This window comes from Pseudomonas fungipugnans, assembly GCF_029955235.1.
In the GTDB taxonomy this organism is placed as follows: Bacteria; Pseudomonadota; Gammaproteobacteria; order Pseudomonadales; family Pseudomonadaceae; genus Aquipseudomonas; species Aquipseudomonas fungipugnans.
Genome location: NZ_JARBWL010000001.1, coordinates 2,923,242 through 2,943,670 on the forward strand (window position 1 = coordinate 2,923,242; position 20,429 = coordinate 2,943,670).

Below are 20,429 nucleotides of genomic sequence, written 5' to 3' on the forward strand. Positions count from 1 at the left end.
TATATATACGACGCATAGCTGCGGCATACTCCTTCGCCTAATTGCCCGGATCCCGCTATGCGCTCACTTGCACCCCTCGCTTTGACCCTGTTGCTTACCGCTTGCGGCGATGGCGAATCGCTGCTGCCCCCCGACGCCCGGCTGCCGGACGGCGGGCGTTACCGTGGCGATCTGGTCAACGGCTTGCTGCAAGGCCAGGGCCGCATCGACTACCCGAATGGCAGCTGGTATGCCGGGCAGTTCGACAAGGGCCAGTGGCACGGCCAGGGGGAATGGCACGGCAGCAACGGCGAGGTCTATCGCGGGCAGTTCCAGCAAGGGCTGTTCAACGGCCAGGGCACGCTGACCACCAACGGCAGCAGCTACACCGGCGGCTTCAAGGCCGGTCGGCGCGATGGCGAAGGCACCCTCAAAGAAAACGGCATGACTTACCGCGGTGAGTTCAAGGCCGATCAGTATTCAGGGCTCGGTCGTCTCGAACTCGAGGACGGCAGTTCCTATCAAGGCCAGTTCGCCCACGGCAAGCCCAACGGCGAAGGCGCACGCGGCGATGCCAGCGGCAATCAGTTCAGCGGGCATTTCGTCGATGGTCAACTGGAGGGCAATGGCACCTTCAACAGCGCCGACGGCGACATCTACGTCGGCGGTTTCAAGGATAACCAGCTCAACGGCAAGGGCCGCTACGAAAACGCCGATGGCGATGTGTGGATCGGCCAGTTCAAGGATGGCGTGCTCAATGGCAAGGGCGAACTGATCGGCACCGACGGCAGCCACTACATCGGCGAATTCAGCGACTGGCGCTTCACCGGACCGGGTCGCCTGAACCTGGCCGACGGCAGTTTCTACATGGGCGAGTTCGACAGCGACAGTTATCAGGGCCGTGGCACGCTGGTGCTGACGGATGGCACGGTGCTCAGTGGCACCTGGATCAATGGCCAGCGCGTTCGCGATGCCGATGGCAGGTTGCTGCCGGACTCCCTCGAACTCGGCCTGCTGGCCCAGGGCCGTCTACTCGACGAAGCGCTGGCCGCCGTCCCCGCCTCGACGCCAGCGGTGGAGTTGTACACCTTGACCGTCGGCGGCGATGGCAAACAGAGCGTGTTCCTGCGCGAATCAGACTACGTCGCCAACATGCTCTCGACCCGCTTCGGCGCCTACGGCCAGATCCGCCTGGTCAACCACCGCGAACACCTGATGGACCGGCCAATGGCCACCCGGGAAAACCTGCGCCGCGCCGTGCAGACTCTCGCCGCGCGTAGCGGCCCGGAAGACCTGGTGTTCATTTACCTGACCAGCCACGGCACCAGCGAGCACGAACTGGTCCTCGACCAGCCTCGCATGGAACTGGCCGACCTGCCGGCCGACGAACTGGCCGCCGTCCTTGCGCCGCTGAAAAATCGCGACAAGATCGTGGTGATTTCCGCCTGTTATTCCGGCGGCTTCATTCCCGCGCTCAAAGACGAGCACACGCTGATCATGACTGCTTCGCGAGAAGACAGGGTGTCTTTCGGCTGTTCGGAGGAGGCCAACTTCACCTACTTCGGCGACGCCCTGTTCGCCCAGGCACTGAATCAGACCGACGATCTGGAGCAAGCTTTCAAGCTGGCCAAGGCCACCGTCGCCGAGCGCGAGCTGGCGGACAACTTCGAAGCCTCGGAACCTCAGATCTGGGCACCCAAGGCGGTGATCGCCCACTGGCAATTGTTACGCAAACAGCAGGCACGAAAGGCACTACAAAGTGTCTCTATTACAAGCAAGGAAGCCAAGGGCAACTAAGCTGAATAGTAACAAGGGGGAAACACCATGTACCTGACACCTCAGCATGTATTGCTCGCCGGCGCGACTGGTTTGACTGGCGAACACCTGCTTGATCGTCTGCTCAACGAACCCACGATTACCCGCGTGCTGGCCCCCTCGCGCCGGCCACTGGCCGAGCATCCGCATCTGGAAAATCCGGTAGGCGACCCGACCGTATTTTTGCCGCAACTCAATGGTCGCGTCGACATCGCCTACTGCTGCCTGGGCACCACGATCAAACAGGCCGGCTCCGAGCAAGCGTTCCGCGCCGTGGATCTGGACATGGTGCTGGCGTTCGCCCAACGTGCCCGCGAAATGGGCGCACGGCATTTGATCGTGATCAGCGCGGTGGGCGCCGATCCGAAGTCCTCGGTATTCTACAACCGGGTCAAAGGTGAAATGGAGCAGGCACTGCGCGCGCAAGACTGGCCGCAACTGACCATTTGCCGACCTTCGCTGCTGCTGGGTGATCGCGTCGAACCGCGTCTGGCCGAACAACTGGCCGGGCCGCTTTCACGGTTGATCCCTGGCAAATATCGCGGCATCGAAGCATGCCAACTGGCCCGCGCCATGTGGCGCCTGGCGCTGGAAGAACAGGATGGCGTGCGGGTGGTTGAGTCGGACGAGTTGCGTAAGCTCGGTAAATAACCGGGCCCTTGTGGCGAGGGAGCGTGCTCCCGTTTGAGTGCGCAGCGCTCACGGGAGGGGCCGCTACGCGGCCCGGCGCGAGCAGGCTCGCTCGCCACAAGCACTACAGCGCATGAGCCTTACAACCCACCCGTCGCCTGAAACGCCACCCCCAACACCGTCAGCACCGACAACGGTAACAGCAACGTGTCGAGCAACGCGCTCGCCGGCAGATCGACATTCGGATAACTCGGTGCCTCGGCACCGAAACGATCCTTGGCGCAGCAGCCGCCGTTCATCGCATACAAATCCAGACGCGTCCCCGAATATACGACCGGCGCGCCCGGCTGTGCGGCATCGAGCGTGCGTGCCGTGGCGCAGCCGGCCAGTTGCAGCGCCAGCAGGATCATCAACAGCTTATTCATCGCTGCTCAAATGATGCTCGCCCCAACGCGGCAGCATGTCCTGAGGGATATTCAGCAGATTGAGAATCCGCGCCACCACAAAATCAATCAGATCATCGATGGTTTGCGGCTGATGATAAAAACCCGGTGAGGCCGGCAAAATGGTCACGCCCATGTTCGACAGCTTGAGCATGTGCTCCAAGTGAATGCTCGAATACGGCGCTTCACGCGGCACCAGGATCAACTGCCGACGCTCCTTCAAGGTCACATCGGCCGCCCGCTCGATCAGGTTGTTGCAGGCGCCCGTGGCAATGGCCGACAAGGTGCCGGTGGAACACGGCACCACCACCATTGCCGCAGGTGCGCCAGAGCCCGAGGCCACGGGTGACATCCAGTCTTCCTTGCCGTACACACGAATCTGCCCGGCGGCAGCCCCGGTGTATTCGGTCAGGAAGGCCTGCATGGTTTGCGGTTTGGGCGGCAGCGTGACGTCGGTCTCGGTGGCCATCACCAGTTGCGCAGCCTTGGAGATCAGGAAGTGCACCTCGCGATCTTCACGCACCAGGCAATCGAGCAGGCGCAAGCCATACTGGGCGCCCGATGCGCCCGTCATCGCCAAGGTGATGCGGTCCGGCCCGTTGCTCATTTCAGCGCCTCGGCGAGCTTGCCATGCAGGCCGCCGAAGCCGCCGTTACTCATGATGACCACATGAGTGCCGGGCTTAACCTGGTGTTTCACGTGCTCAATGATGCCGTCCAGCGAGTCGCAGACAATCGACGGCACGGTGCACAACGCAACGGTGGCCGGCAGGTCCCAGCCCAGATTGGCTGGCGCGTACCAGACCACCTGATCGGCATCATTGACACTTTCCGGCAAGCCGTCACGGTGCGCGCCGAGCTTCATCGAGTTGGAGCGCGGTTCGATGATCGCGATCAATGGCGCATCGCCAATGCGTTTGCGCAAGCCGTCGAGAGTGGTGGCGATGGCGGTCGGGTGGTGAGCGAAGTCGTCGTAGATGGTTACACCGTTGACCTGCGCGACCACTTCCATGCGGCGCTTGACGCTTTTGAATGCGCTCAACGCTGCAATACCCATGGAAGGCACCACGCCCACATGGCGAGCAGCGGCCAGGGTAGCCAGGGCATTGGCGACGTTGTGCTGGCCGGTCATGTCCCACTCGACCACGCCTTGCGCGGCGCCTTCGAACATCACTTCGAATTTCGAACCGTCTTCGCTCAACAGTTTGACCTGCCACTGGCCGCCAGCGCCGGTGGTCTGCACCGGCGTCCAGCAGCCCATCTCGATCACGCGTTGCAGCGCAGGCTCGGTGGTCGGATGGATCACCAGCCCTTCGCTCGCAATGGTGCGGACCAAATGATGGAATTGCCGCTCGATTGCCGGCAGATCGGGGAAAATGTCGGCATGATCGAACTCAAGATTGTTGAGGATCGCCGTGCGCGGACGGTAGTGAACGAACTTGGAGCGCTTGTCGAAGAAGGCGCTGTCGTACTCGTCGGCTTCGATGACGAAGAATGGCGTCTCGCCCAGACGTGCCGACACCGAGAAATTCTGCGGCACACCGCCGATCAGGAACCCCGGGCTCATGCCGGCGTGCTCCAGTACCCAGGCAAGCATGCTGCTGGTGGTGGTTTTGCCATGGGTGCCGGCGACCGCCAATACCCAACGACCTTGCAACACATGATCGGCCAACCATTGCGGACCGGAGACGTAAGGCAGGCCTTTGTTCAAGACGTATTCAACAGCCGGATTGCCACGGGACATGGCGTTGCCGATCACCACCAGATCCGGCGCCGGATCGAGTTGGGCGGGATCGTAGCCTTGGGTCAACTGAATGCCCTGAGCCTCAAGCTGTGTGCTCATGGGTGGATAGACGTTGGCATCGGAGCCCGTCACGTGATGGCCCAGCTCTTTGGCCAGAACCGCCATCGAACCCATGAAAGTGCCACAGATACCCAGAATATGAATGTGCATAGTCGACCTCGTAAAACATGGCCGCAGGTTAGCGTAGGGTGGGGAAATTCGCACTCTTTAGCTGAGTGATGCACAGACAACTGTGGCGAGGGGGCTTGCCCCCGTTGGGCTGCGTAGCGGCCCCAAAGCCTGCTACCGCGCTGTAACAGACACATCGCGAGCTCAGGTTTTGGGACCGCTGCGCGCTCCAACGGGGGCAAGCCCCCTCGCCACAATCGCGTTTAGCGTTCGATCCCGTGTTTACGCAGTTTTCTATAGAGGGTATTGCGACTGACACCCAGCTGCTGCGCGGTGTGCGTCATGTGCCAGCGCATCTGCTCCAGCGCATTGAGCAGCGCCAGCCGCTCGGCGTCTTCCAGTGGATAAGCCGACGGGTCTTCAATCATTGGCGCAATCACCGGCCGGGCCTGACGAATCATTACCGGCAAATCCTCCATGCCGATCCGTCCACCCTCACACAACGCCGCCAACGTGCGCAGCACATTACGCAACTGCCGCACATTGCCCGGCCAGGCAAAACCGAGCAGTGCTTGCCGCGCCGCTTCGTCGATCAGCAGCACCTCGCCACCCGCCTCCTCAGCCAGCAGAAAGTCGAGCAACTGGGATTTATCCGAACGCTCGCGCAATGCCGGCAATGCCACTTCCAGCCCGTTGAGCCGGTAATACAGATCCTCGCGAAAGCTGCCGTCCTGCACCCGCTCCAGCAAATTACGGTGAGTGGCGCTGATGATTCGCACGTCGACCGACTCCGGTTCCCCGCCGATCGGCACCACCTGACGGTCTTCCAGCACCCTTAATAGCCGGGTCTGCAACGCCAGCGGCATGTCGCCAATTTCATCGAGGAACAACGTACCGCCATCGGCCTGCTGCAACTTGCCACGCATGCCCTCCTTGCGCGCCCCGGTAAAACTGCCGCCGCGATAACCGAACAGTTCGCTCTCGATCAGGCTTTCGGGGATGGCCGCGCAATTGAGTGCGACAAAGGCTTTATTACTGCGCTGACTGGCCTGATGCACGGCTTTGGCAAAGGCCTCTTTACCGGAACCGGTTTCGCCGTTGATCAACAGCGGTACGTCGCGTTCGAACACCCGCAGGGATTTACGAAAGTCGTCCTGCAAGCCGGCATCACCCAGGCAAATGCCGGACAGACGCGCAGGTTCGGCAGCCGCCGGTTTGTGTACAACCGGCATTGGCACACTGCGCGGTTGCCCACGCAACAGGGCAAACAGGTTGCGTCCGTCGCGGGTTCGCAGCGGCCAACTGGCGCTGGCATTGATGCTGGCACGACTGAGCAATTCATCCAGCGAGCAATCGAAGAACGCCTCGACCGGCTGGCCGAGCAGTCCGCCACGACCATGCCCCAACAGGTTCAGCGCACTCTGATTGACCGCGCTGATCCGCCCTTCCCCGTCGAACGCCAGCAACCCTTCGCTGAACAGCCCGACCGACTCGGCCTGCAGGTGAAAACGCAGCAGCCATTGATTGTCGAAGTAACGCAGGAAATAGCAGCTCTCGATCATCTTCGCCGAGAGATTGACCAGCGCCATCGTATGAAACTGGCTCTGGCGCGAGACGTCGTGCCGGGCCGAGGACACATCGAGCACCGCCAGCAATTCGCCATGCGGGTCGAACACCGGGCTTGCCGAGCAGGTCAGGCCAGTGTGGCGACCACGAAAATGTTCGTCCTGGTGGATGGTCAGCGACTGACGCTCGACCAGACAAGTGCCGATACCGTTGGTGCCTTCGCAGGCCTCGCTCCAGTCCGCCCCGAGCCACAGCCCGGCGCGCTCGAAAATCTTGCGCTCGGCGGGCGCGGTGACGCAGTTGAGGATCACCCCACGCGCATCGGTCAGCAGCACCGCGTGACCGGCGCCGGAGAGTTGCTGATGCAGGCTGGTCATCTCGTTGCCGGCGATGTGCAGCACTTGCTGCAAACGCTCGCGGCTTTCCAGCACGCGGCCATGTTCGAGCACCGTCGGCGCCATGGTCAGGGCCGGGTCGAGGTGATAATCCTCAAGGCAGCGCAGCCAGGAACGGGCAATGGAAGGATCGCTGCCGGGGCCGTGCAAGTGTGATTTGCCCTGGGTAACGGTCAGGACTTGTTGGGCATGGCGACTTAAATGGTTGTCGTGCATTTCTTATTATTCTCCCCGAGAGGTGTACAGCCAGCCACAATCCTGTGGTGAGGAGGCTTGCCCCCTCACCAAAAAAGGTCCCTCAACGAGCAAGATATGCAGCCACTTGAGGTCCAGCATCCTCCAGCCTCCATCGCTTTGCAATGCTGGCAAGACCACCCGGTCACAGCCTGTGCCACAAGCGGTACAAACTGTCACCCAGGCTGTACCAAAACCGTCACAGCCGCCGCCCGCCCGTCCGAGACAAACCGCGCAAGGCCTTGATTTTCCTGACTTGCAAGGCAGTGGCCCAACCTTTGCTCTACGCTTATAACAAGCGCACATGCGCCCTCCCTTATAAGCACAAAAGCCAAGGAGAAAACCATCATGCGTTACGCTCACCCCGGTACTGAAGGCGCTATCGTTTCGTTCAAGAGCAAATACGGTAACTACATCGGCGGCGAGTTCGTCGCGCCTGTCAAAGGTCAGTACTTCACCAATACCTCGCCAGTGAATGGCCAACCGATTGCCGAATTCCCGCGCTCAACCGCCGAAGACATCGACAAAGCCCTGGACGCTGCCCACGCCGCTGCCGATGCCTGGGGTGCCACGTCCGTCCAGGCGCGCTCGCTGGTGCTGCTGAAAATTGCCGACCGCATCGAGCAGAACCTCGAAGTGCTGGCGATCACCGAATCCTGGGACAACGGCAAGGCCGTACGCGAGACCCTCAACGCCGATATTCCGCTGGCTGCCGATCACTTCCGCTACTTCGCCGGTTGCATCCGCGCGCAGGAAGGCAGCGCCGCCGAGATCGACGGCAACACCGTGGCCTATCACATCCATGAACCGCTGGGCGTGGTCGGGCAGATCATCCCGTGGAACTTCCCGATCCTGATGGCCGCCTGGAAACTCGCCCCGGCCCTGGCCGCCGGCAACTGCGTGGTGCTCAAGCCTGCCGAGCAAACCCCGCTGGGCATCACCGTGCTGATGGAACTGATCGGCGACCTGCTGCCACCCGGCGTGCTGAACGTGGTGCAAGGCTTCGGTAAAGAAGCTGGCGAGGCCCTGGCCACCAGCAAGCGTATTGCCAAGATCGCCTTCACCGGCTCGACCCCGGTCGGCTCGCACATCATGAAATGCGCCGCCGAAAACATCATTCCGTCCACCGTGGAGCTGGGTGGCAAGTCGCCGAACATCTTCTTCGCCGACATCATGCAAGCCGAACCGACCTTCATCGAAAAAGCCGCCGAAGGCCTCGTACTGGCATTCTTCAACCAGGGCGAAGTGTGCACCTGCCCATCGCGGGCACTGGTTCAAGAATCGATCTACGACGACTTCATGAAAGTGGTGATGAAAAAAGTCCTGTCGATCAAACGTGGCGACCCGCTGGACACCGACACCATGGTCGGCGCCCAGGCGTCCGAGCAGCAGTTCGACAAAATCCTTTCGTACCTGGAAATTGCCAAGGGCGAAGGCGCCGAGCTGCTGACGGGCGGCAAGGTGGAAAAACTCGAGGGCAACCTGGCGACCGGGTATTACATCCAGCCGACCCTGCTCAAGGGCACCAACAAAATGCGCGTGTTCCAGGAAGAAATCTTTGGCCCGGTGGTGAGCATCACCACCTTCAAGGACGAAGCCGAAGCCCTGGCCATCGCCAACGACACCGAGTTCGGCCTGGGTGCCGGCCTCTGGACCCGCGACATCAACCGCGCCTACCGCGTGGGCCGTGCGATCAAGGCCGGTCGTGTGTGGACCAACTGCTACCACCTGTACCCGGCGCATGCCGCGTTCGGCGGTTACAAGAAGTCCGGCGTCGGCCGTGAAACCCACAAGATGATGCTCGACCACTATCAGCAGACCAAAAACCTGCTGGTGAGCTACGACATCAATCCGTTGGGCTTCTTCTAACCCGACGCATAACCACGTAACGGCTTTCGCGAGCAGGCTCGCTCCCACAGTAGATTTTCGGTGTGCCTGAAATCACAGGCACACCCCATCACCCATGTGGGAGCGGGCTTGCTCGCGAAAGTGTCCTGGACGACAACATCAAATCATCGCTCCTGCCGCTCTGGCACGGGCTTTGCGTGCCCGCAACACAAGAAAATCCACACCCGAAAGTCCAACAGATCGAACAATAAAAAAGACAGCGAGGACTTATGACGTCTACGACACAGCTCAAACCCACACTCGGCACCCTGCACCTCTGGGGCATTGCCGTCGGCCTGGTGATTTCCGGCGAGTACTTCGGCTGGAGTTACGGCTGGGGCACCGCGGGCACACTGGGCTTTCTCGTCACCGCGTTGATGGTGGCGACGATGTACACCTGCTTCATCTTCAGCTTCACCGAACTGACCACCGCGATTCCCCATGCTGGCGGCCCGTTTGCGTACAGCCGCCGGGCCTTCGGCGAGAAAGGCGGACTGATCGCCGGCATCGCCACCCTAATCGAATTCGTCTTTGCGCCACCGGCGATTGCCATGGCCATCGGCGCCTACCTCAACGTGCAATACCCGGATCTGGACCCGAAGATCGCGGCGGTTGGCGCGTATTTCGTGTTCATGACCCTGAACATCCTCGGCGTCAGCATCGCGGCAACCTTTGAACTGGTGGTTACCGTGCTGGCAGTCGCCGAGCTGTTGGTATTCATGGGCGTAGTCGCGCCGGGCTTCAGCTTCAGCAACTTCGTGCTTAACGGCTGGTCGGGCTCCAACGAGTTCACCATCGCCTCGATTCCCGGCATCTTTGCGGCGATCCCCTTTGCGATCTGGTTCTTCCTTGCCATTGAAGGCGCGGCCATGGCGGCCGAAGAGGCCAAGGACCCGAAACGCACGATTCCCAAGGCCTATGTCAGCGGCATCCTGACCCTGGTGTTCCTGGCCATTGGCGTGATGATCCTGGCCGGCGGTGTCGGCGACTGGCGATTGCTGGCCAACATCAACGACCCGTTGCCGCAAGCGATGAAAACCGTGGTGGGCAACAACTCCAACTGGATGCACATGCTGGTCTGGATCGGCCTGTTCGGGTTGGTGGCGAGCTTCCACGGGATCATCCTCGGCTACTCACGGCAGTTCTTCGCCCTCGCTCGGGCCGGTTACCTGCCGCGTTCGCTGGCCAAACTGTCGCGCTTCCAGACGCCGCACCGGGCAATCCTGGCCGGTGGCGTGATCGGTATCGCGGCGATTTACAGCGACGGGCTGGTTAACCTGCAAGGCATGACGCTGACGGCGGCGATGATCACCATGTCGGTATTCGGCGCCATCGTGATGTACATCATCAGTATGCTGAGCCTGTTCAAACTGCGTAAAACCGAGCCGAACCTGGAACGCACCTTTCGCGCGCCGGGCTATCCGATCGTGCCGGGCATCGCGCTGTTTCTGGCGGTGGTGTGCCTGGTGGCGATGGCGTGGTTCAACACCGTGATCGGCCTGGTGTTCCTGGGTTTCATGGTAGCTGGCTTCATCTACTTCCAACTGACCGCCAAGCAACGCTCCGATGCACCGGCGGACGCTATGCTCACAGGTATCTAGTTGCACCAGCGCCGGGCTTATCGCCTGGCGCCTGCCACATCGAAGTGCATACAAATCCCTGTAGGGGCGAGCCTGCTCGCGAATGCGGTGTGTCATTCAGCAAAAGTGTCGACTGACAGGCTGCATTCGCGAGCAGGCTCGCTTCCACAAGGGTTCGGTGGTGTATTTGAGTTATCTACAGATTCAGGAGGACCCCGTCCCATGGCCGCATTCGCCCATACCGTCGGCGCCCAGAATTACCGTTTCGAGAGCCTCAAGGACGTCATGGCCAAGGCCAGCCCGGCGCGCTCAGGGGATTTTCTGGCGGGCGTCGCCGCCCTCAACGACGGCGAACGCGTGGCCGCGCAGATGGCCCTCGCCAACATCCCGCTGAGCCATTTCCTGCAGGAAGTGTTGATCCCCTACGAGAGCGATGAAGTCACCCGCCTGATCATCGACACCCACGACAAACAAGCCTTCGCCGTGGTCAGCCATCTCACCGTCGGTGGCTTTCGCGACTGGCTGCTCAGCGATGCTGCCGACGAACAGAGCCTGCGCGCCCTCGCCCCCGGCCTGACCCCGGAAATGGTCGCCGCCGTGTCGAAGATCATGCGCGTGCAGGACCTGGTGCTGGTGGCGCAGAAAATCCGCGTCGTCACAAAATTTCGCGGCACGTTGGGCCTGCGCGGCCGGCTATCGACTCGCCTGCAACCCAACCACCCCACCGACGAACCGGCCGGCATCGCCGCGAGCATTCTCGACGGGCTGCTGTACGGCAATGGCGACGCAATGATCGGCATCAACCCGGCCACCGACAGCATTGCCTCGATCTGCGCCATGCTGGAGATGCTCGACGCGATCATCCAGCGCTACGACATCCCGACCCAGGCCTGCGTGCTGACTCACGTCACCACCTCCATCGAGGCCGTCAATCGCGGCGTGCCGCTGGACCTGGTGTTCCAGTCAATTGCCGGCACCGAAGCAGCCAACGCCAGTTTCGGAATCAACCTGAATGTGTTGCAGGAGGGCTATGACGCCGGATTGAGCCTGAACCGCGGCACCCTTGGCCAGAACCTGATGTATTTCGAAACCGGTCAGGGCAGCGCCCTGTCGGCCAACGCCCACCACGGTGTCGATCAACAGACTTGCGAAACCCGGGCCTATGCTGTGGCGCGGCATTTCAAGCCGTTTCTGGTGAACACCGTGGTCGGCTTCATCGGCCCGGAATATCTCTACAACGGCAAACAGATCATCCGCGCCGGCCTTGAAGACCACTTCTGCGGCAAGTTGCTGGGCGTACCGATGGGCTGCGACATCTGCTACACCAATCACGCCGAAGCCGACCAGGACGACATGGACACCCTGCTGACCCTGCTGGGCGTGGCCGGGATCAACTTCATCATGGGCATTCCCGGCTCCGACGACATCATGCTCAACTACCAGACCACCTCGTTCCACGACGCCCTCTACGCCCGGCAGACACTGGGTTTGAAACCGGCACCGGAGTTTGAGCAGTGGCTGGCAAAAATGGGCATCTTCACCCAGGCAGACGGCAAAATTCACTTCGGCAACAGCCTGCCGCCGGCCTTCCGCCACGCCCTGGCGCAACTGGGATGAGTGTTGAAATGGATAAACCACCCGTTGACCCGGAAAACCCATGGCTGCAACTGCGCCGCCTGACCCCGGCGCGCATTGCCCTGGGCCGCACCGGCACCAGCCTGCCGACCAGCGCGCAGCTGGATTTCCAGTACGCCCATGCCCAGGCGCGAGATGCGGTGCACCTGCCGTTCGATCATGCCGGGCTCAGTGCACAACTGGCCGAACGTGGCCGCGACAGCCTGCTGCTGCATAGCGCAGCCACCGACCGGAACAGCTACCTGCAACGCCCGGATCTGGGGCGAAAGTTGAGTGATGCCTCGGCGCAAACCCTGCGCGACCGTGCGCAGGCCCATCCGGGCGGCGTGGATCTGGCAATTGTGGTGGCCGACGGTCTGTCGGCCTTGGCCGTTCATCGCCATACGCTGCCGTTTCTAACACGCATGGAAGAGCAAATCGCGACCGAAGGCTGGTCGGTTTCACCCGTGGTGCTGGTGGAACAGGGCCGGGTGGCGGTGGCCGACGAGATTGGCGAACTGTTGGGCGCGAAGATGGTGGTGATCCTGATCGGCGAACGTCCGGGACTCAGCTCACCAGACAGCCTGGGATTATATTTCACCTACAATCCTAAGGTGGGCCTGACCGATGCCTATCGCAACTGCATCTCCAACGTGCGCCTCGAAGGCCTGAGTTATGGCATGGCGGCACACCGTTTGCTGTATTTGATGCGCGAGGCCTGTCGGCGACAGCTGTCAGGGGTGAATCTCAAGGACGAAGCGCAGATTCAGACGTTGGAATCGGAAGCAGGTACGGATATGAAAGGAAATTTCCTACTCGGTCCGCCGGATGCCTGAACCGTTTCCGCATTGCGTTTCCAATCAAGTTTCAGGCAGGATCGAAGCACGGCTGCCCGAGTAACCAATTGCCGTCAGAGCACGTGAAGACAGCCACTTGAAGACGAGACCTATCGATGCGCATTATTCAAGCGACCCTCGAACACCTGGACCTCCTGACTCCATTGTTCGTCAAATACCGCGAGTTTTATGGCTCCCTGCCATATCCCGACTCGTCCCGGGCATTCCTTGAAAAACGCCTGCGTCGCAAGGAGTCGGTGATCTACCTGGCGCTGGCCGATGACGACAGCAACAAACTGCTGGGTTTCTGTCAGCTATACCCGAGCTTTTCCTCGCTTTCGCTTAAACGTGTGTGGATCCTCAATGACATCTACGTCGCCGAAGACGCCCGCCGGCAACTGGTGGCCGACAACCTGATGCGCACCGCGAAAAAGATGGCCAAGCAAACCAATGCCGTACGCATGCGCGTTTCCACCAGCAGCAACAACGAAGTGGCACAGAAGACTTATCAGTCAATAGGATTCAAGGAAGACACCGAGTTCAGGAACTACGTGTTGCCGATCAGCGAGGAGCTCTGACCCGCATCAAACACGGTGGGAGCGAGCCTGCTCGCGATACAGACACCTCGGTGTATTTGTAATACCGAGGCGATGCCTTCGCGAGCAAGCTCGCTCCCACATGGTTCGGCACCGGGCCACCCGTCCCCCCACGACATCCCCCGCTACAATCTCGACGCGCTTTTCACCTCTCACCCCGTATAATCCCGATCTTTCCGGCTTGTAAGAAAAACTACACCCGCGTGTAGCCTTACATGAAGTCATACGCACAGGCCCGCTGAGCCGAGCCGATACCACAGGTGCTCTCCATGGATTTCAACCCGATCGACCTTATCCTGCATCTCGACGTCTACCTCGACATGCTGGTGAACAACTACGGGCCATGGATCTACGCCATCCTGTTTCTGGTGATTTTCTGCGAAACCGGTCTGGTGGTTATGCCATTCCTGCCCGGCGATTCCCTGCTGTTCATTGCCGGTGCCGTAGCGGCCGGTGGCGGCATGGACCCGGTACTGCTTGGCGGCCTGTTGATGCTGGCGGCCATTCTTGGCGACAGCACCAACTACATAATCGGACGAACGGCGGGCGAGAAACTCTTCAGCAATCCGAACTCGAAAATCTTCCGCCGCGACTACCTGCAACAGACCCACGACTTCTACGACAAGCACGGCGGCAAAACCGTGACCCTGGCGCGCTTCCTGCCGATCATCCGCACCTTCGCACCGTTCGTCGCTGGTGTTGCACGGATGCCTTACCCGCGCTTCTTCGGTTTCAGCGTTCTGGGCACCATTTTGTGGGTCGGCGGCCTGGTCACTCTGGGTTACTTCTTCGGCAACGTACCGTTCATCAAGAAAAACCTGTCGCTGCTGGTGGTGGGTATCATCCTGCTGTCGCTGGTGCCGATGATCATCGGTGTCGTACGCAGCCGCTTCGGCGGGTCGAGCTCCAAAGCCGAAACCCGCTGAATCGCGATGTGGTCCCTGAGCGCCTGGCGTCGCCGGCGCACGCTGGCCAGGCACCCGATTGCCGATGACATGTGGCAACGGGTGCGCCACCACCTGAGTTTCCTCGACGGCATCAGCGCCACCGAGGATCAGTGGCTACGCGAAGCCAGCGTGCTGTTCCTGCAAGACAAACACCTGACCGCCTTGCCCGGCGTTGAACTCCACCAGGAGCAACGTCTGCTGCTCGCGGCCCAGGCGCAACTGCCGTTGCTGAACCTGGGCGACCTGAACTGGTATCAGGGCTTCCATGAAATCGTCCTGTACCCCGACGACTTCCTCAGTCCCCAGCGCCATCGTGACGCCAGCGGCGTCGAACACGAGTGGGACGGCGAACACAGCGGAGAGGCCTGGCAGCAAGGCCCGATCATCCTCGCCTGGCCCGGCATAATGGCCAGCGGTGGCTGGGAAGGCTATAACCTGGTCATCCACGAACTGGCGCACAAGCTCGACATGCTCAACGGCGACGCCAACGGCCTGCCGCCGCTGCACCCGGACATGCGCGTCAGCGACTGGGCCAACGTCATGCAACAGGCCTACGATGACCTCAACCAGCAGCTGGACCGCCACCCGCACGTCGAGACCGCCATCGATCCGTACGCCGCCGAAAACCCGGCAGAATTCTTCGCCGTCACCAGTGAATACTTCTTCAGCGCCCCGGATTTGCTGCACGAGAGTTATCCACAGGTCTATGCGCAGCTGAAGCTGTTCTACCGCCAGGATCCGTTGGCGCGACTTAAGCAACTTCAGGCGCACGACCCGGTCTATCAGGCTCAGGACTAAGGTCTACACGACCCTTGATACGTGGCATCGACGGCAGAATATGCCTATAATCGCCGCCACTTTTTGGTCAATCCGGCCAAGTGTTTTTGGTCAACTAACGGGGGCACCGCCCAATGAGCTACAGCAAGATTCCGGCTGGCAAAGACCTGCCGAACGACATCTACGTCGCGATCGAGATTCCGGCCAACCACGCGCCGATCAAATACGAAATCGACAAAGACAGCGACTGCCTGTTCGTTGACCGTTTCATGGCCACCCCGATGTTCTACCCGGCCAACTACGGTTTCATCCCGAACACTCTGGCTGACGACGGTGATCCCCTCGACGTGCTGGTCGTGACCCCTTACCCGGTTGCTCCAGGTTCGGTCATCCGCGCCCGTCCGGTCGGCATCCTGAACATGACCGACGACGGCGGCGGCGATGCCAAAGTCATCGCAGTCCCACACGACAAGCTGTCCCAGCTGTACGTCGACGTGAAGGAATATACCGATCTGCCGCCGCTGCTGCTGGAACAGATCAAGCACTTCTTCGAGAACTACAAAGACCTCGAAAAAGGCAAATGGGTGAAGATCGAAGGTTGGGGCGACGCAGAAGCGGCCCGCGCCGAGATCATGAAGTCGGTTGCTGCCTACAAAGGCTAAGCAGCGGCGATAAGCCTCTGGCAACACGCCTCAAGAAGAACCCCGGTTGATCCGGGGTTTTTTATGGACGCTTGATAAATACCCGCCATACACAATCCGTTTAATAAAAAACGAATTTTGTTTTTTCTTGTTTAATTTCCCACAATAACGTCTTACATCTGGTCTTAAAATTCCTGTCCATTTTGAACACTGGGTTTATTCAAAGCCTTATTCCACGCCGCTAAACTCCTGTTTATGAAAAAGAACACTAGCGGCCCTCGGTTCAAAGCACTCCTGAAAAAAGCGAATATCACAACAACGGAATTCGCCGTTTTCTGGAGCACGGAAGCTCAAAATATCCACAACTGGTACACCCGTGGTGTGCCCGCCTACCGCATGGAAGAAGTGGCCAGAATACTGTCCGTCAACAGCCACTGGCTGAAGACCGGCGAGGGCCCGAAAGACGCCTCTACCCTGCGGGTACTCGACCAGGCAGGCAACACCTTCGACGCTCAGGCCATCCGCGGCGTCTACACCGTCATCGAAGCCATCGACGTTGAACTGCCGTGCTACAAGGAAACAGCAATCCCCGGCACCAACAAAACCCACGTCGTAAAAGACCCCGAACACTCCATCCGCCTGCCCCGCAGCCACCTGGAATCCCTGGAAATCAAACCCGCCGACGCCATCTGCATCCATATGATTGGCAACAGCATGTCCGAAAGAATTGAAGACGGCTCAACCCTGGCGATCGATCGCGGACTTACGCAAATTATCGATGGCGAGATTTACGCCATCGAACATGACGGGATGCTGCGAATAAAATACCTGCACCGCATGCCCGGCAATGCACTGCGATTGCGCAGCCACAATAAAGCCGAATACCCCGATGAAATATTCAGGGCCGAACAGATTGAAGAACAGAGCATCCAGGTATTGGGCTGGGTGTTCTGGTGGTCAACCCTGAACAAACGCAGACCGCAGGTGCCGTTTTTGTCGTGATACGCAACGACAAAATCCAATGCCATGCTCCAATCCCCTGTGGGAGCGGGCTTGCCCGCGAAGAGGCCATTACATTCAACATCAACGTTGACTGACCCGCCGCCATCGCGAGCAAGCTCGCTCCGCTCCCACAATGGACACAGTGCAGGCCACAGACTCAACGCAGCCCCGGAATGCAGGGACAAAAACCCCACCCCCAACCCTCCACCCCGCACTTCCCACTGGGAATTCCTCAAAAAAATCAGTATGCTGCGCCCCACATTCGCGCATCGACCCGCCCCGCGGCTCAGATACGCACCGACAAGGCAGAACACTTTCTCGCCAAGTCCCACAGCCGGACGCAAGATCCGGGTGTACGTTTTGAAGGCTGGCGCGGTTTACCAAAAATAAACCAAGCCAGTCCCCGAGAAGCCGGCCACAAGCCGGCTTTTTAATCCCTGGAAGAAAGTACACCCGTCGTCTGAAAACACCGATCAGGGGTTGTTGCGTAAGGGCAACAATTGCTGCCGTAATGACAAACGTCATTACAGGTGTATCGCCATGGCTTCCATCAACATCCGCATTGACGATGAGTTGAAACAGCGCTCATTCGCAGAGCTGGAAAAGCTCGGGGTGACCCCTTCCGAGCTCCTGCGCCAAACCCTTCAATACGTCGCCGAACGCGGCAAGCTGCCTTTCAAGGCGGCGCTACTCAGCGAAGAGGATGAAGCACTCATTGCAGTGGTCACCGAACGTCTTGCCGCGCCCCAGCGGGTCAAGGTAAGCCTGGATGACCTAAAGCCTCGAAGTTGACCGACGTGCACTGAAGCAAGCTGGGCGACACGTTGCGCCAGCAGTTCAAGAAAAAGCTCGTTGAAGTACTCGAAAAATCCCCGCATTGAAGCCAACCGCCTTCTTCACTTACCTGACTGCTACAAACTGAAACTCTGTAGCGCCGGTTATCGATTGATTTATCAGGTTCTGGATCAAGAGGTGGTGGTGTTCGTTGTGGCCATTGGAAAGCGCGTACGAGAGGCCGCCTACCAGGATGCACAAGAGCGAATTGGTCAGCAGCCTGCTGACTGATTTGATTTGTCGCAGAATTGCTGCGACACATGCCAACAAAATTGTGACGGCGCCGCTGTCACTCTCTGCGTCTCAGGGATAACTAAACCCCCTAACCAACGTCAACTCCCCCACCGCCCGCATCGGCACCACGAACGTCTCCATCTTCTCATTCGGCGTTCCCTCTTCCGTAATCACCGTCACCTGCGCCGTGGTCAGCGGTTGCACCGCGTCTTGCTGTCCATCCTCATCACTCCTGTACCCGCCGCCAAAGTAGTTCACATAGATCAAGTACTGCCCCTTGATCGGTGCCGGCATGGAGAATATTTCCGGGCCATACCCCGTGGTGACATCGACATCGAGTGCCGCACCGTTGGGCGCGACGCGGTCGCCGTACCAGATGTGTGCACCATCGGGGGTTATCAGGTGCAGATCCAGATCGGTGTTGTCGGTGTCCCAGGACAGCAGTACGCGCAGTTTGGCCGGGGTGGCGCCGCCGCTGCTGTGGAGGAATTGGGTGCGGTGGCGTTGTTGGCCGTCGGGGCTGCGGACTTCGACGCTGTTGCTGCCGTTGGGAAATGAATATGGGCGGTCGAAGTGGCCCGCGGGGTCGATTTTCAGGGGCATGCTGATGCCGTTGACGATCAATCGACCGGGGTCGTTGGTCTTGGGGGTGGCTTTGATCTGGCCGCTGATGCGTGCGGTGTTGGCCTGGCCCGCCGGGGTGTTGACCGATGACGCGGGGTAGTTGACGGTCTGGCGGTAATTTTCGCCCTCGCCTTCGACCGCCCCGGTGCGCCAGCCGCCGACGGGGGTGTCGAGCTTGACGGTGGCATCGGCGGCGAACGTCGCCGACCCTGCACAAAAAGCACAGAGGAACAGGAAGACCTGTGGATAACTGAGTTTCATGGCCTATTCCAGTAAAAGGTGGCGGGCGAGCCCTTCGATGTAGTTTTCATCCTGGCCGTTGGGGTGTGCGTCAAAGGCCAGGTGCAGGTATTCATGGGTCAGGTCGAGGCGGTCTTGCAGCGACAGCACACCGCGCACATAGATGCGCTGGCGTTCGCGGTCGACGTAGGGGCGACCGAAGGCGAGCCGGCAGACGGCGAAGGTGCTGAGTTCGTTATAGCCGACTTCGCGCTCAAGACGTTGCCGCCAGCCGCGACGCTGGTTTTGCAGCCAGTCTTGCGCGGCAGGCAGTGCTTCGCAGGAGGCGACGGGGTTGTCCCAGCGGCTGAGGCTAGCGCGTGGATAGGCGTGCAGCAGGATGGCGTCGTAGCGCTGGCCGGCGTTGGCTTGTTCGACGGCTTGTTGCCAGGCCAGTTTGTCCGGGCCGGGTTGGTCGGAGTGATAAGTGACGGTGCTGCCGGCCAAGACCAGATCGCTGGTCCAGGCGGCGATGCTGCGTGATTCGGCGGATGCCGGACGCGGTGCGACGCGCTGACGGCTGCTGCTGTCGTCGATACTCAGGCACTCGCCATGGCGAGTGGCGTTTTGCAGCAAGTACGTGCGGATCGCCACAGCCAGCGCTTTGGCCGCCTCGACGGGTTCGGGCTTGGCTTCACGCTGGAGCACGCGGGCGACATATTCTTCGCGATCGAGACGGGCGACCAACTTGCCGTCGAGCCAAAACAGTTCGCCGTCGCTGTGGATATCGAGCTGATTGCCGTTGCTGAACTCGACGCGATAATCGCCTTGCAACGGCCCGGCTCCCACCACCCGATCACCCGCCAACACGCGCCCGATCGGATAACGGGAAAACAACCCGACTTCGACACAGCGCCCCGCTTCTGCCGGCCACTCGACCGGCAGCACCGCCGACAACACCTGACCATAGTTGCGCAAAACCATCTGACTGGTTCCCCGCCCACCGGCCCAGATCGGCGTGCCGTCCGCCGTCCAGCCGGCAAAGCCGCCCTGGCGCGACGCGGGATCCTGTTCCCCGAGCCAGCTCCAGGTTTTCACCCGCAACCGGCTGCCAAGTTCACCAACGACATTGCCGTCCGCCGCATTCAGCACCACGTCCAGCAACACACGCCGCGCCTGATCCTGCGCGGGCAGCATGGCCAATGCACGCAGCAATTGAGCCACCGGAACCCGCGTGGCAGGCTGCAACGCCGGCAAATCCAGCAACCACTGCGGCGCCTGGCGCGCCTGCCAGTACGAGCGCCAATCCGAGGCGGTGATGCCCAGTCGCGCAGGCTCGAAATACAAGCCGCAAGACTTCACCAACGCCTGATCACGCTCGATCTTGCCGCCTGCCGTGCAGCAATAAACTTCTTCTTTTGACTGCCCGCGACATTCATAAGGCGATTCATGGGCGCCGGTGTCTACCAGCCAGCTGTAGACAAACAACTTCCACACGCTGCCCAGCGGCGTCTGTACATCGGCGGGCAACGGCTCGCGGGAGATCAGTTGCGTGCGGTTCAGCGACAGCAGTTCCCCCTTGAAGCCCAGGCGCAGCGGTTCGTCCTGCGCTGTCGCCAGCGCAGGGAGCAAACACAACAGCAGCCAGACCAGAGGCCGGATCAT

18 protein-coding genes and 1 pseudogene are annotated in these 20,429 nt (G+C 60.4%); 13 read left to right on the top strand and 6 right to left on the bottom strand.

Features of this window, described 5'->3' with window-relative positions:
- Positions 1 to 57: 57 nt before the first annotated feature.
- Positions 58 to 1,776: a C13 family peptidase gene (locus POF45_RS12260; RefSeq protein WP_259496883.1), complete on the top strand. Its 1,719-nt coding sequence runs from the start codon at positions 58 to 60 to the stop codon at positions 1,774 to 1,776.
- A 27-nt stretch (positions 1,777 to 1,803) separates the two neighbouring features.
- Positions 1,804 to 2,445 carry an oxidoreductase gene (locus POF45_RS12265; RefSeq protein ID WP_259496884.1) on the top strand — a complete coding sequence of 214 codons (642 nt, stop codon included), beginning with the start codon at positions 1,804 to 1,806 and terminating at the stop codon, positions 2,443 to 2,445.
- 119 nt (positions 2,446 to 2,564) lie between these two features.
- Here the strand turns inward: POF45_RS12265 and POF45_RS12270 are convergent, their stop codons facing one another.
- The 4 genes from POF45_RS12270 to POF45_RS12285 all read right to left on the bottom strand — a co-directional run bounded on the left by POF45_RS12270 (position 2,565) and on the right by POF45_RS12285 (position 6,955).
- Positions 2,565 to 2,849 carry a YceK/YidQ family lipoprotein gene (locus POF45_RS12270; protein ID WP_259496885.1) on the bottom strand — a complete coding sequence of 95 codons (285 nt, stop codon included), beginning with the start codon at positions 2,847 to 2,849 and terminating at the stop codon, positions 2,565 to 2,567.
- The gene (gene ubiX / locus POF45_RS12275; RefSeq protein WP_259496886.1) at positions 2,842 to 3,474 is read right to left on the bottom strand and encodes a flavin prenyltransferase UbiX; all 633 of its coding nucleotides are present in this window, start codon (positions 3,472 to 3,474) and stop codon (positions 2,842 to 2,844) included. The genes POF45_RS12270 and ubiX overlap by 8 nt, the downstream gene beginning before the upstream one ends.
- Positions 3,471 to 4,820, bottom strand: coding sequence for a UDP-N-acetylmuramate:L-alanyl-gamma-D-glutamyl-meso-diaminopimelate ligase (gene mpl, locus POF45_RS12280; protein ID WP_282315761.1), 1,350 nt, complete (start codon positions 4,818 to 4,820; stop codon positions 3,471 to 3,473). The genes ubiX and mpl overlap by 4 nt, the downstream gene beginning before the upstream one ends.
- Before the next feature lie 221 nt (positions 4,821 to 5,041).
- A complete protein-coding gene (locus POF45_RS12285) occupies positions 5,042 to 6,955 on the bottom strand; it encodes a sigma-54-dependent Fis family transcriptional regulator (protein WP_282315762.1) in 1,914 nt (637 codons plus the stop codon).
- A gap of 366 nt (positions 6,956 to 7,321) precedes the next feature.
- On the opposite strand from POF45_RS12285, the gene exaC reads away from it, so the two are divergent.
- The 11 genes and pseudogenes from exaC to POF45_RS12340 all read left to right on the top strand — a co-directional run bounded on the left by exaC (position 7,322) and on the right by POF45_RS12340 (position 17,918).
- Positions 7,322 to 8,842: an acetaldehyde dehydrogenase ExaC gene (gene exaC, locus POF45_RS12290; protein ID WP_259496889.1), complete on the top strand. Its 1,521-nt coding sequence runs from the start codon at positions 7,322 to 7,324 to the stop codon at positions 8,840 to 8,842.
- A gap of 248 nt (positions 8,843 to 9,090) precedes the next feature.
- Positions 9,091 to 10,461 (top strand): ethanolamine permease, encoded by a 1,371-nt coding sequence (gene eat, locus POF45_RS12295; protein WP_259496891.1) that lies wholly within the window; start codon positions 9,091 to 9,093, stop codon positions 10,459 to 10,461.
- Between the two features lie 201 nt (positions 10,462 to 10,662).
- Positions 10,663 to 12,057 (top strand): ethanolamine ammonia-lyase subunit EutB, encoded by a 1,395-nt coding sequence (locus POF45_RS12300; protein ID WP_282315763.1) that lies wholly within the window; start codon positions 10,663 to 10,665, stop codon positions 12,055 to 12,057.
- Positions 12,058 to 12,065: 8 nt separating this feature from the next.
- On the top strand, positions 12,066 to 12,890 hold the full coding sequence (eutC, locus tag POF45_RS12305; RefSeq protein ID WP_282315765.1) for an ethanolamine ammonia-lyase subunit EutC: 825 nt from the start codon (positions 12,066 to 12,068) through the stop codon (positions 12,888 to 12,890).
- 116 nt (positions 12,891 to 13,006) lie between these two features.
- Complete coding sequence (locus POF45_RS12310) at positions 13,007 to 13,468, top strand: GNAT family N-acetyltransferase (RefSeq protein WP_282315766.1); 462 nt, start codon at positions 13,007 to 13,009, stop codon at positions 13,466 to 13,468.
- Between the two features lie 287 nt (positions 13,469 to 13,755).
- Positions 13,756 to 14,412 carry a DedA family protein gene (locus POF45_RS12315; RefSeq protein WP_259496895.1) on the top strand — a complete coding sequence of 219 codons (657 nt, stop codon included), beginning with the start codon at positions 13,756 to 13,758 and terminating at the stop codon, positions 14,410 to 14,412.
- A 6-nt stretch (positions 14,413 to 14,418) separates the two neighbouring features.
- On the top strand, positions 14,419 to 15,231 hold the full coding sequence (locus tag POF45_RS12320) for a M90 family metallopeptidase (RefSeq protein ID WP_282315767.1): 813 nt from the start codon (positions 14,419 to 14,421) through the stop codon (positions 15,229 to 15,231).
- A gap of 113 nt (positions 15,232 to 15,344) precedes the next feature.
- A complete protein-coding gene (ppa, locus tag POF45_RS12325) occupies positions 15,345 to 15,872 on the top strand; it encodes an inorganic diphosphatase (RefSeq protein WP_162439598.1) in 528 nt (175 codons plus the stop codon).
- 234 nt (positions 15,873 to 16,106) lie between these two features.
- A complete protein-coding gene (locus POF45_RS12330; RefSeq protein ID WP_259496897.1) occupies positions 16,107 to 16,853 on the top strand; it encodes a S24 family peptidase in 747 nt (248 codons plus the stop codon).
- Between the two features lie 540 nt (positions 16,854 to 17,393).
- Positions 17,394 to 17,645 (top strand): type II toxin-antitoxin system RelB/DinJ family antitoxin, encoded by a 252-nt coding sequence (locus tag POF45_RS12335; protein ID WP_282315770.1) that lies wholly within the window; start codon positions 17,394 to 17,396, stop codon positions 17,643 to 17,645.
- A gap of 20 nt (positions 17,646 to 17,665) precedes the next feature.
- Positions 17,666 to 17,918: pseudogene (locus tag POF45_RS12340) on the top strand (type II toxin-antitoxin system RelE family toxin).
- Between the two features lie 72 nt (positions 17,919 to 17,990).
- On the opposite strand, the gene POF45_RS12345 reads toward POF45_RS12340, so the two are convergent.
- Both POF45_RS12345 and POF45_RS12350 read right to left on the bottom strand, forming a co-directional pair.
- Positions 17,991 to 18,806 carry a YfaP family protein gene (locus tag POF45_RS12345; RefSeq protein WP_259496903.1) on the bottom strand — a complete coding sequence of 272 codons (816 nt, stop codon included), beginning with the start codon at positions 18,804 to 18,806 and terminating at the stop codon, positions 17,991 to 17,993.
- Positions 18,807 to 18,809: 3 nt separating this feature from the next.
- Positions 18,810 to 20,429 (bottom strand): DUF2300 domain-containing protein, encoded by a 1,620-nt coding sequence (locus POF45_RS12350; RefSeq protein WP_282315772.1) that lies wholly within the window; start codon positions 20,427 to 20,429, stop codon positions 18,810 to 18,812.